Annotated in this window: 10 protein-coding genes; 1 reads left to right on the top strand and 9 read right to left on the bottom strand. The window is 70.2% G+C overall.

The genetic code is table 11. From position 1 onward, the window contains the following. Window positions 1–13: 13 nt before the first annotated feature. The 9 genes from ABFO07_RS32365 to ABFO07_RS32325 form a co-directional block, all read right to left on the bottom strand. The gene (locus ABFO07_RS32365) at window positions 14–463 is read right to left on the bottom strand and encodes a HepT-like ribonuclease domain-containing protein (RefSeq protein ID WP_059566844.1); all 450 of its coding nucleotides are present in this window, start codon (window positions 461–463) and stop codon (window positions 14–16) included. A 22-nt stretch (window positions 464–485) separates the two neighbouring features. After that, on the bottom strand, window positions 486–1,253 hold the full coding sequence (locus ABFO07_RS32360) for a thioesterase II family protein (protein WP_059566843.1): 768 nt from the start codon (window positions 1,251–1,253) through the stop codon (window positions 486–488). 6 nt (window positions 1,254–1,259) lie between these two features. After that, on the bottom strand, window positions 1,260–7,586 hold the full coding sequence (locus ABFO07_RS32355) for a type I polyketide synthase (RefSeq protein WP_347469937.1): 6,327 nt from the start codon (window positions 7,584–7,586) through the stop codon (window positions 1,260–1,262). Then, on the bottom strand, window positions 7,583–7,945 hold the full coding sequence (locus tag ABFO07_RS32350) for an acyl carrier protein (protein WP_185640476.1): 363 nt from the start codon (window positions 7,943–7,945) through the stop codon (window positions 7,583–7,585). Before ABFO07_RS32350 ends, ABFO07_RS32355 begins: the two co-directional genes overlap by 4 nt. Further along, entirely contained in the window at window positions 7,939–8,679 is a 741-nt protein-coding gene (locus tag ABFO07_RS32345) for an SDR family NAD(P)-dependent oxidoreductase (protein ID WP_059566840.1), read from the bottom strand. Before ABFO07_RS32345 ends, ABFO07_RS32350 begins: the two co-directional genes overlap by 7 nt. Beyond that, on the bottom strand, window positions 8,676–10,040 hold the full coding sequence (locus ABFO07_RS32340) for an ANL family adenylate-forming protein (RefSeq protein ID WP_059908121.1): 1,365 nt from the start codon (window positions 10,038–10,040) through the stop codon (window positions 8,676–8,678). Before ABFO07_RS32340 ends, ABFO07_RS32345 begins: the two co-directional genes overlap by 4 nt. A 7-nt stretch (window positions 10,041–10,047) precedes the next feature. Then, window positions 10,048–10,329, bottom strand: a complete 282-nt coding sequence (locus ABFO07_RS32335) for a hypothetical protein (protein WP_060149246.1) — start codon at window positions 10,327–10,329, stop codon at window positions 10,048–10,050. Window positions 10,330–10,419: 90 nt separating this feature from the next. Beyond that, window positions 10,420–10,920 carry a hypothetical protein gene (locus ABFO07_RS32330; RefSeq protein ID WP_347469934.1) on the bottom strand — a complete coding sequence of 167 codons (501 nt, stop codon included), beginning with the start codon at window positions 10,918–10,920 and terminating at the stop codon, window positions 10,420–10,422. A 607-nt stretch (window positions 10,921–11,527) separates the two neighbouring features. Beyond that, complete coding sequence (locus tag ABFO07_RS32325; protein ID WP_230953203.1) at window positions 11,528–11,761, bottom strand: hypothetical protein; 234 nt, start codon at window positions 11,759–11,761, stop codon at window positions 11,528–11,530. A gap of 188 nt (window positions 11,762–11,949) precedes the next feature. On the opposite strand from ABFO07_RS32325, the gene ABFO07_RS32320 reads away from it, so the two are divergent. After that, a complete protein-coding gene (locus tag ABFO07_RS32320; protein ID WP_347469933.1) occupies window positions 11,950–12,282 on the top strand; it encodes a hypothetical protein in 333 nt (110 codons plus the stop codon). Window positions 12,283–12,320 lie beyond the last annotated feature (38 nt).

Here is a 12,320-nt window from a genome sequence, read left to right as displayed (position 1 = left end):
GCTCGTGCGTGCTTTACTCCTGCTCTTCGGCCGGCACCGCGCGCTCGGCCGCCCGCGCGCCCCGCTTCGAGGCCGGCCGCGAACCGGAACGTGCCGCCGTGGGCGCCGGGTTCTGCGCGGGATCGTCGTCGAGCTCCGGAAACTGCTGGCGAATCGCCCGCTCCAGCTGCGGCACGCTGCGCCGCACCGCGAGCCAGATGAGCTTTCTCAGGCGCTCGGGGTCGTGCGTGTGCTTCAGGTATTCGGCGCGCGTGCCGATCAGCCGCCATGGAAAATCCGGCAGACGCAGCCGGTAATCGGGGCTGAGGCACGTCCACGTATAGCCGATGAGTTCGATGTTGCGCACGACGGCGTCCTGCAACAGGTCGGAGCCGAACAGCGCGCGGCGGCCGTCGCGCGTGTATTCGCGGATGCGCGCGATCCGGCTTTTCATGTCGAGCAAATAGCGTACGTCGTCGTCCATGTTCCCTTCTCCTCGCGCGGCGCTAGAGCGTGGCGCGTTGCAGATCAGCAGGATTGCCGAGCAACTGCCGCCCGATCGTGTCGAGCACCGCCCGCTGCGCGTCGCGCAGGTAGAAGTGGCCGCCCGGAAACACGCGCACCGCCGCCACGCGTTCGTGCGCGCGCCAGCGTTCGAGTTCGGCGGCCCGCACGATCGGATCGTCCGCGCCGCCGAGCACGGTGATCGGGCAGCCTGGCGGCACGCCCGCCGGCCGATACGCATCGAGCAGCGTCATGTCGGCGCGCAGCACGCGCACGAATTCCTGCGCGAAGTCGGGGTAGCGCAGCAGCACGTCGGGCATGCCGCCGTAGCGGCACACCGAATCGAGCAGCTCCGCGTCGGTCGCGCGCTCCATGAAGCGCCTCGGGCGCGCGGGGTTCGGCGGCAGCCACGACGACACGAACAGGTGCTCGGGCGCGCGGGCGAGCCGCGCCGCGAGCTCGAACGCGATCGCGCCGCCCATGCTGTGCCCGAACAGCGCGAACGGCCGGTCGAGATGCGGCTGCATCGCGGCGGCGATCGCGTCCGCCGCGGCTTCCATGCGGGTGTGCGGCGCCTCGTCGAAGCGGCTTTCGCGGCCCGGCAACTGCACCGCGAACACGTCGATCGCGGGCGCCAGCGCGGGGCGCCAGTCGCGAAACGCCGATGCGCCGGCGCCCGCATGCGCGACGCAGAACAGCGACAGGCGCGCCGCCGCCGTCGGCGTTGCCGACGGAAACCACGGGTTCGACATCGTTCGATCGGCGGCCATCGGCGCTCACGCGGCCAGCGCGTCCGAAATCGCATCCAGAATGAACACGCGATCGTCGACGACGCCGAAATGCGCGCCGTCACGCGTGAACAGATTGAATTCGCCGGTCGTGAAATCGCGCCACGCAAGCGCGTCCTCGTGCGTCACGTAGATGTCGTCCTTGCCGCGGAAGCTGGTGATCGGCATCGTCCACGGCGAATTCGGCACGAACACGTAGCGGCTCGCCATCTCGAACTCCGCCCGCACGACGGGCAGCACGAGCTCGCGCAGCTCCGGTATCGCCAGCATCTGCTCGGTCGCGTCGATCTGGAAGTGGCGCAGCGCTTCGGCGAGCACCTCGTCCGATTGCCGGTAGAGCGGCGCGACGATGTCGAACTCGCGCAGCCCCACGAGCGTGGCCGCGAGCTTGCGCTCGAACGCGGCGTCGGCGACGAGCCGGTGCGGCGGCCGCGCGCCCGACGCGAACAGGTGCACGGGCGCGATGCCCTCGCGCTCGATCAGCGCGCGCGCCGTCTCGTACATCGTCAGGCCGCCGATGCAGTGCCCGAAGAACGCGACCGGCTTGTCCAGCAGCGGGCGCAGTTCCGCGAGCAGCCCGTCGACGAACGCGCCGATCCGGTTCACGGGCGGCTCGCCGATCCGCGCGAGCCGCCCGGGCGGCTCGACCGCGAGAATCTCGGCGTGCGGGTCCGTGCCGTTCGCCCACGCGCGGTAGATCGCCGAGCCGCCGCCCGCGAACGGGAAGCAGATCAGCCGGTAGCGCGCGGCGGGATTCGGCCGGATCTCGACCAGCCAGCGTTCGCTCTGCGCCGGCAGCGCGGCGGGCGCCACGTGTATCGACGCAGAGGCGGAAGCCGACACCGCACGCGCGGCGCTCGCCGCGCCCGCCGGCTCGGGTGCCGCACCGCCGGCCGTGACCTTGACCTTCGGCAGCAGCTCGTCGACGAGCTGCTCGAGGCTCGGCCCCTTCAGCATCGCGGCGGCCGGCAGGCGCACGCCGACGGCCGCGTCGAGCTGGTTGATCAGCGTGATCGCCATCAGCGAATCGAGGCCGAGCTCGCGCAGCGGCTGCGTCGCGTCGAACTCGCCCTTGATCTCGAGCACCGCGCGCACCATCTGGCTGACGATGTCGCGCAGCACGTCGCGCCGTTCGCTTTCCGGCGCTGCCGCCATCCGCGCATCGACCTGCGCGCGCGTGAACAGCGCATTGGCCGCCTGCGCCGGCGCGCCGCGCACGAGCCGCTCCAGCAGCGCCGGGCGCTTCGGATACTGCGCGGCCCATTGCGGCCACTCGGTGATCGTGACGACGGCCTGCTGCAGGCCGCGCGCGAGAATCGCGTGCAGCAGCGCAATGCCGGCTTCCGCGTCGATGTATTCGGTGCCGCGCGCGCGCCAGATCGCCTCGCCGCGCTCGCCCGATTCGGTCGCGAGGCCCGCGCCGCCCCACGGCCCCCAGTTGATCGCCTGCGCGGGCAGCCCGAGCCGGCGGCGATACTCGGCGAGGCCGTCGAGGAACGCGTTGCCGGCGACGTAGTTCGCCTGCCCCATCGCGCCCGTCACGCTCAGCACCGACGAAAACAGCACGAAATGGTCGAGCGGCAGGTGGCGCGTGGCCGCGTGCAGCGCCCAGCCGCCGAGCACCTTCGGGCCGGTCGTGCGCGCGAACTTGTCCCAGTCCATCTGCGCGAGCACGCCGTCGTCGAGATTGCCCGCGCAGTGGAACACGCCCTTCAGCGGCGGCAATTCGGCGCCGATCTGCGCGATCAGCGCGTGCGTGTCGGCCGCGCGCGCGACGTCGGCCTGCTTGACGACCACGTTCGCGCCCTGCTGCCGCCACCGCGCCAGCACCGGCGCGACCTGCTCGCCGGGCGCGCGGCGCGCGGTCAGCACCAGGTGCCGGACGCCCTGCGCGGTAATCAGCCAGTCCGCCACCTTCAGCCCGAGCGCGCCGAGCCCGCCCGTGAGCAGATAGGTCGCGGCCGGATCGAACGGCGGCACGATGCGCTCGGGCGCAGGTTCCTCGTCGCGGTCGAGGCGCAACGCGTAACGATGCCCCGCGCGCAACGCGACTTCTTCTTCGGCGTCGCTCGCGAACAGCTCCGCGGCCAGCGCCGCGACATCCTCCTCGCCGCCGATGTCGATCGTCCCGGCCCACAGTTCCGGATATTCGAGCGCCGCGACGCGCCCGATGCCGCAGGCCGACGCCTGCAGCGGATCGCCGCCCGGCGCGCGCGGCACGGGTGCGCAAGCGCCGCGCGTGACGAGCCATACACGCGGCATGGCGCCCGCTTCGGCGCCGGCATCCGCATTCGCTTCGGCGAGCGCCGAGAGCGCCCGCACGAGCGCGAGCGTGCCGCCGCTCGCCCGGCGCTCCGCCGCCGCGAGCGCATCGACCGTGGTCGCTTCGTCGACGCGTTCGCCGAGCCCATGCGCGAGCACGACGCCCAACGCGCCCGCCGAACCGGCCGGGCGTGCGGCCAGCGCCGCGCGCAATGCTGCCTGGACATCGGCATCCGTGCCGCCGTCCGGCAGCGGCAGCACCGACGCGTGGTGCCCAAGCGCGCGCAGCTGTGCGTCGAGTGCGTCGGCAAGGGTGCGCTCGGCGCCCGTGACGATCAGCCAGTCCGACGGCTCGGCCGCCGGGCTCTCCGGCAACGGCTGCGCGGGCCGCTCGATCCAGTCGAGCCGGTGCAGCGCGCGATTGCGCGACGAAGCCGCGTTCGGCGCGATCTGCGCACGCGTGATCGGCTTCACGGTCAGCCCGCCGAGCAGCGCGACCGGCGCGCCGTCGTCGCCGTAGATCTCGATGTCCAATGTGATGACATCCGCCTGCGCCGCATCGCGCCGTTTGGCCCTCACCCATACGCGATCGGCGCCCGGGCGGGCGATCTCGAACCGTTCGATCGAAATCGGCAGCCACGTGCCTTCCGGCTTCGCTTCGAGGCCCGCCAGGCTCCGGTAATCCGGCACGAGCACCGGATAGATGTGCAGGCACGCATCCAGCAGGGCCGGATGCAGCGGGTACGCGGCCGCGTCGAGGTGCTCGGGCAACTGCACGCGGCTCACCGCGGCATCGTCGCCCTGCCACAGCGCGACGATGCCGCGAAAGCCCGGCCCGTAGCCGAACCCGAGCGGCGCGATCGCATCGTAGTAACGCGCCGGCTCGATCGGCGTCATCCGCTCGACGCCGGCCGACGCGGGCAGCGGCGTCGCGATCGGCGCCAGGCGCGGCGCCGCGAGCGTGCTCACGCGCGCGCGCAGGTGGCGATGCCATGCGTCGTCGGCCGCGTCACGGCTCACGAGCTCGGCGTCGAGGTCGCCGCCGTCGCCCTGCAGGAGGGTCTGGACGGCGCGCGCGCCGTCGTCGGGCACGACGAGCGCATCGTCGTAGGTCAGCGAGTCGATCGCGACCGCCGCGCCGCCTGCCCGCTCGCGCCCGGCCGCGGAGAGCGCGACGAGCCCGGCCGCCACCGGCAGCACGGCCAGCCCGAAGATCCGGTGATCGGTGAGCCACGGGATCGCGTCGAGGTCGTAGATCGCCGCGAACTGCCACGCGGCGAGCGGCGACGACACGCGCCTGCCGGGAATGTCGGCGCCCGGCCCCGTCGCCGTACCTGCGCCGCCCGCCGCGCCACCCCGGCCGGCGTCGAGCCAGTAGCGTTCGCGCTCGAACGCGTAGGTCGGCGCGGACACGCGGCGCCGCGCATACGGCGCGTCGAACGCGCGCCAGTCGACCGGCGCACCGCTGCGCCACAGCGCGCCGAGCGTCGCCGTCAGCTCGCCCCATTCGCGGTCGCGGCCGATCGATGCGAGAAAGCGCCGGCCGCCGGCCTCGTCGCTGCCCAGGATCTGCTGCGCGAGCGACACGAGCGTCGTGCCAGGGCCGACTTCGACGAAATCGACGATGCCGGCCTGCGCGAGCGCCTGCACGCCTGAAATGAAATGCACCGGCTGCAGCGCGTGGTCGCGCCAATAGGCTGGCGTCGGCGGCGCATCGGCAATCGCGCCGGTCAGGTTCGCGACGAGCGGAATCTTCGGTTTCTTGGCGTGATAACTGCCCGCGAGCGTTTCGAGCTCGGCCGCCGCGCTCGCCATCAGCGGCGAATGGAACGCATGCGACACCGTCAGCTCGCGCCCGCCGATGCCCGCCTGCTGCGCGCGCGCGAACACGTCGGCGACGGCGTCCGCGCGGCCCGACACGACAGTGTTCTCGGGCCCGTTGTACGCGGCGATCGCGATCGCCTGCGGGTCGCTCGCGTCGAGCAGCCGCTCGACCGTCTCGCCGTCGGCGAACAGCGCCGCCATCGCGCCGCCCTTCGGCAGCGCCTGCATCAGCCGGCCGCGCGCGGCGATCAGCGCGAGGCACGCGGCGAGGTCGTAGCAGCCGGCCACGCAGGCCGCCACGTATTCGCCGACGCTGTGGCCGAGCACCGCGTCCGGCACGATGCCCCACGATCGCCACAGCTCGGCCAGCGACCATTCGATCGCAAAGAGCGCCGGCTGCGCGTAGGCGGTCTGGTCGATCAGCGCCTTCGCCTGCGCATCGCCGTAGAGGACCGACAGCAGCGGCGTGTCGAGATGCGGGCGCAACAGCGCGTCGCAGCGCTCGAGCGCGTCGCGGAACACCGGCTGCGTGCGGTACAGCGCGGCCGCCATTCCCGCGTACTGCGCGCCCTGGCCCGTAAACAGGAACGCCAGCGGCCGCTTGCCGCCGCGTTCCGTCGCTTGCGCGGCCGCGAGCTGCGCCGACAGCTCGCCGGCCGTGCCGCCCGCCACCGTCAGCCGCGCGTTGCGCGGCGCGCGGCCGGTGTTCGCGGTGTAGCAAAGGTCGCCGACGGGCGCGTCCGTCGTCGCCAGGAACCGGCGCCAGCGGTCCGCGAGCGCGGCGAGCGCGGGCGCCGAGCGGGCCGACAGCGCAAGCACGTGCAGCGGCCGGTCGTTCTCCGCCGCTGCCGCTGCCGCCGCCGGGCGCACGGGCGCCTCCTCGAGCACCGCGAACGCGTTCGTGCCGCCGAGCCCGAGCGAGTTGACGGCCGCGAAGCGCGGCGCGGCGTCGCGCGGCCAGTCGCGCAGCGCGGTGTTCACGAAGAACGGCGTCTGCGCGAACGGAATCTTCGGGTTCGGCGTGTCGAAATTCAGGCTCGGCGGAATCTGCCCGCGATCGAGCGCGAGCGCGGCCTTGATCACGCTCGCCACCCCCGACGCCTGTTCGAGGTGCCCGATGTTGGTCTTCACCGAGCCGACCGCGCAAAATCCGGCGTCCGAAGTATGCCGCCGGAACGCCTTGGTCAGCGCGTCGATTTCGAGCGGATCGCCGACCACCGTGCCGGTGCCGTGCGTCTCGACGTAGCCGACCGCGCGCGGCGCGACGCCCGCGCACGCGAACGCGTCGAGCATCGCCTTCGCCTGCCCGCTCACGCTCGACGCCGTGTAGCTGACCTTTGACCCGCCGTCGTTGTTGATCGCGGTGCCGCGGATCACCGCATAGATGTGGTCGCCGTCCGCGAGCGCGTCGTCGACGTGCTTCAGCACGATCGCGCCCGCGCCGCTGCCGAACACCGTGCCTTGCGCGTGCGCGTCGAACGCGCGGCAGTGCCCGTCCGGCGACAGGATGTCGCCCTGGCGCGCGGTATAGCCGGCGATATGCGGCACGCGTATGGTGGACGCGCCGGCGATCGCCATGTCGCATTCGCCGTTCAGGATGCTGCTGCATGCGAGATGGATCGCGACGAGCGACGTCGAGCAGGCGGTCTGCACGGTGACGCTCGGCCCCGTCAGGTTCAGCTTGTACGACACGCGCGTCGCGAGGAAATCCTTGTCGTTGCCGATGTGCTCGACGCCCCCGGTCGAGCCGCGCAGCGCGGGGTTCGACGCGAAGTAGCTGCTGACCACGCCGCCCGCGCCGGCGAACACGCCGATCGAGCCGTCGCAGGTGTCGGGCCAGTAGCCGGCGTCTTCGAGCGCATCGTGGACGACTTCGAGAAACACCCGGTGCTGCGGATCGATCACGCGTGCCTCGCGCGGCGAATACTCGAACAGGCCCGCATCGAAGCGATCGAAATCGTCGATGACGGGCGACGCCTTCACGTAGTCCGGCGCGGCGAGCTGCGCGGGATCGACGCCGGCCCGCAGCAGCGTCGCGTCGTCGAAGAAGCGGATCGACTCGACGCCGTCGACGAGGTTCTGCCAGAACGCGCGCCAGTCGTTCGCGCCCGGCAGCCGGCAGCCGATTCCGACGATCGCGACGCCGCCGTTCGCGCTCGCGAGCGGCGGGCTGGCGTCAGGGGCGGCGGTTGCGTCGCCGGCCGGCTCCGGCGGGTTCGTCGCCGTCATCCGCGCGCCCCCCGCCGTTGCCGGCGGCGTTCGCTCGCCGCCTGCGCTTCGGCCAGCTCGTCGTCGGCATCGGCCGGCACCGGCGCGTCGTCGAACAGCCGCTGGTACGCATCGACGAGCTGCCCGACCGTCTGCACCGACGTGATCGGCACGAGCGTCTGGAACGGGTCCGCGCCGAACGTCAGTTCGAGATCGAACACGAGCTGCGCGAGATCGAGCGAGCTCAGGCCAAGCGTCGCGTTCAGCTTGTCGTCGTCGCGCGGCTCGCGCGGCGGCAGCCCGTGCTGGTTCATGATCCTGGTCACCGCCGCATGGACGAGACGCTCGGTCTCGTCGCGATCGAAAGGCTGGGTCAGCATGTGATGCCTCCATCGACTGCGATTGTTTGCCCCGTCACGAACGCGGCGCGATCGGACACCAGGAAGGCGACGACGTTGGCGATGTCGGCCGTGTCGGCCAGCCGGCCAAGCGGCGTGCGACGCGCGATGCGCGCCCGCGCGGTTTCGTCGAGGTGCTGGACCATGTCGCTCTCGAAATAGCCCGGCGCCACCGAGTTCACGCGGACGCTGCGCCCGCCGAGCTCGCGCGCGAGGCTGCGCGTCAGGCCGTCGAGCGCCGCCTTGGTCGCGCTGTACACGGCCACCCCGGCGTGGCCGCGAATCGCGTTGACCGACGCGATGTTCACGATCGCGCCGCGGTTCGCGCGGATCATCCACTTCGCGCAGCACTGCGTGAGCAGGATCGTGCCGGCCAGGTTGACCGCGATCATCTGCTCGATCAGCTCCTCGCGCATCAGCGTCAGCAGCCCGTCGTGGCTCACGCCCGCGTTGTTGACGAGCGCGCCGACGCCGCCCCAGCGTTCGGCCACGCCCGCGACGAACGCCGACACCGCCGCGCTGTCCGTGCCGTCGACCTGCGCCCAGTGGAACCGCGCGCCGCGCATGTCGCGCTCGACCAGGTTCTCGATCTCGGCCGTGCGCGAGCGGCTGAACGTCGCGACCCGCTTGCCCTCGTCCAGGAACGCGCGCACCAGCGCGAGCCCCAGCCCCCTGCTGCCGCCACTGATGATGACCACGTCGTCTGCATCGCTCATACGGGTTGCTCCGTCGTTCGTGACGCTCTGGCCTTCTTGAACCGGTCGTTGTGATGCGCGCCTTCGTCGATCACGATATGCACCGGCACCTTGAAACGTTCGAGGCGGCTCGCGCAGAATTCACGCAGCCGCGCAACGAGCGCTGCCTGCCCTTCCGGCTCGATCAGCGACACGTGCGCGACCACGACGTGGCCGGTCACCGGATTGGGCCGGCCCGACACGGTGACGTCGCGCACGTTGCCGGCCGCCAGCAGCGTGTTCTCGACCTCGCTCGGGTAGACCTTTTCGCCGCCCACGTTGATGATTTCCGAACGGCGCCCGAGCACGCGCACGTAGTCGCCGTCCGTCTCGACGACGTCCTGCGTGTTGAACCAGCCTTCATCGTCGAACGGCGACGGCGCGTTCAGGTAGCCGAGCATCGCCGTTTCCGAGCGCACCCACAGCACGCCGTCGACGATCTTGTGCTCGAAGCCGTCGGTGCCGAGCTTCATCCACAGCGAGCCCGAATCCTTCGACTGCGTCGGCAGGATGCCGAGCTCGGACAACCCGTAGGTCTGCTTCAGCTTCACGTCCGGCAGCGCGTCGTGCAGCGCGGCGAGCGTCGTTTCGGGCATCGGCTCGGTGCCGTACGTAATCAGCCTCAGCGACGACAGGTCGTGGCGCGCGGCCGCGTCGGAGATCAGCATCATGTTGATGAAGGTCGGGCTGGTGGGCAGCAGCTCGACGCGGTAGCGCGCGATGGCTTCGCACACCGCATCGGGCGTGCGGTTGGCCGGCGTCACGATCGTGCCGCCCTGGCTCAGCACGTTGAGCAGCGTGTTGATGCCGCCGATGTGATCGAGCATCAGGAACACGAGCGTCACATACGCGCGGCCCTTCGCGCGTTCGATCCTGGCGATCATGCGGTCGAGATCGAGCAGCGACGCCTTGCTGCGGCCGGTCGACCCGGAACTGAACAGGATCAGGCCGGCCGCGTCGGCCACGCGCAGCCCCGCGATCAGCGGATGCGCATCGGCGGGCGGCGCGCGGCGCTCGACCTGCGCGGCGCCCGCCGCGTCGAACGTCACGACGAAGCCCGCTTCCGCGATCTCGATGAACTCGTCGCGCTTCGCGCCGGCCGACGTGATCGGCACGACGATCGCACCGGCGAACGCGAGCGCCAGCAACAGCGCGCAGACGTTCGGCGCGTAATCGCCGCACACCGCGACGGTGTCGCCGCGCCGCACGCCCCACCGGTCGAGTTCGCCGCGCCACGCGTCGATCCGCTCGCAAAACGCGTCGTACGTGACGGTCTCGCCCGCCGCGACGAGGCACGCCCGCGTGCCGAACGCACGCATCCGCTGTTGGAAAGAGGTCGTCATCGCGCGCTCACCGGGACGCGTGCGCGTTGGCCGCGTCGTCGTTCGCCGGCCCCGGCGCCGCGAGCCGCACCGCGACCGCCATCGCTTCGCGCAGCGGCTGGCCGAACAGCTTGCCGGCGGTGTTGTCGTCGATCGTGTCGCGCAACACGGACTGGAACGCCTCGACCGCGAGCAGGCTGACGCGCAACTGCGTGTCGGCGAGCAGGCGCCACGCCTCGTACGTGTCGTTCAGGCTCTGCACCCATTGCTGATAGGCCTGGGTCTGACTCGGAATGACTTCGATTGACATCGCGACAGCCTCCTTGGCGAAGACGCGCACGCATGGCGGCACCCTGGACGCCCGCATGCGCCGTCATGAAAAACGTGCGTCGTGCGTGCGTCAGGATGCGGGCCGGCCGGCCCGGGCGTGGCGATCGAGCACCTCGTGCAACGCGGCCAGCTCGCGTTCGATCTCGTCGCCGCGGTAGTAGAGAAAGGCGCCTGTCTCGCCGCCGACGACCACTTCGAGATAGGGCTCGGCCTCGGAGACACCCGACTCGCAGCCGGCGCTGAGCACGTCGAGGCTGTCCCGCCGCGGCTCGCGGGCCGTCGTCACGATCGACGCGAGGCCCAGCGTGCGCAGCCGGTCGGCCCACGCGGCGAGCTGCCATTCGGCGCCGTCGGGATCGGTCGGCACGTAGAGGCAGAACGAACGCTCGTCGAGCCAGCTCGCGTGGTTCGCGCGATCCTCTTGCGCGGCGCTTGCGTCGAAACGGGCCGGGGATGGCGCCGGTGCGGCATCTCCGGCGTCGGCCGATGCCGCGTCGCGATGCCGGCTGAACAGATGCGCGACCGCTGCCGGCCATACGCGCGAGATGATGGATCGACTGGCTTGCCTCATGGGATGCTCCTTCGTGTCCAGCAATCAAACTGGTCGAATCACGACAATTCGATAACAGGCAACATCAAGGCTATTTCCACGCGGTGGAGGCAAAAAAACGCCGTCCGTTTTGAAAGCGGAAATCAGAAAAGCACGGGGAGCGCAGCGGTGACATGGCCGATCTTCCACCCGCTGGCAAATCGTGATCGCCGGAGTGGAGCGCCATGCAGTTATGTGATTGAGCATAGGAGGAAATCCGGAAGATGCAAGACGCGATCGCGCGAATTTTGCTGCTTGGCAGCATGCGTATGCGTTCGTGATAATTGCATTGCCGAATTGCGTGCGATTTCGAATAAAACCGCTGCGGAATTTCGGAAATCGATATGGTTATCGGGATCGTCGAAACTCGAATCCGAAAGTCAGGATAAGGAAATAAAAACGGGGCTGGATTATATGCGCGCGATCGAATTCAAGCGCGAATCGGCGCGGTCGTATAACGGGCCGGCATTCCCGGGCGCGAAACCGGCAACGACCGACCGACGGTTGGCTTCGCACCCAACCCGGCACGCGCTGCACGAATGCCGCGACACGCGCCGGACCCGGCAAAAACGACCGTTTTCGCAGCGTTTCAGCTGTCGCCGCGCGCCTCGACGATCGCCAGCGCTCGCGCGCCGTCGCGCTGGGCCGCATCCTCGGCGGAAAAGATTTCCTCGCTGAATGCGATCAATTTGAAGCCGCATCCCGTGGAACGCGGAATCGTGATGCCCCAATGCCAGCCGCCATCCTGCTCGAATACATGGAGGACGGCGGGCGGCTGGCCCGGTGGTGGTGCAGAAGTCGTCATGGCGTGCTCTCCCGTCATGGAGCGACCGAGGGGTAACTGCTTCGAACGCACGAGCCCAGTCTACGGGTGTTCATGCTGCGCCGCAATATTGCGATCGCTGCAAAAAATACCGATCGGTGACACGTCACAATTTTGAAATACCCGTGTGTCCATCAAGACGCACGCTTAATATATTGGTACGACAAATACGGCCATTCGGAGGCTTCATGGGCAGCGCTTCGCTCGTATGGGCAGGAGTCCCGCATAACAGTGACGGCGTCGTCTTTCAGGTTCGCATCACGCGCGGGCTGCAGCGTTTTCATATTTCGCGGGCGATCCTCGAAGCGGTGCACGATCTCGAGCGACTGGCGTCGGACGCGCGGCAGCTCACCTGCTTTTATGAACACCTGGAGCCGATCCTGGGCGTCGCCCGGAAGGCACGTTCGGATGCCAGGGCCGATACCGTCCCGCTGAGCGTTTCCGATTTCGTCCGGACGGTCGAGACGCGGAACGGACAGGATGCGTGGGTGGCGACGCAACGAGCGACGCAGCCAGGCTGACGTTCGTGCTGTCGGCTTCATCGCGGAATTACAACGGG

Source organism: Burkholderia stagnalis (assembly GCF_039848545.1).
Taxonomy (GTDB): Bacteria; Pseudomonadota; Gammaproteobacteria; order Burkholderiales; family Burkholderiaceae; genus Burkholderia; species Burkholderia stagnalis.
This window is presented reverse-complemented; position numbering and strand designations above follow the sequence as displayed.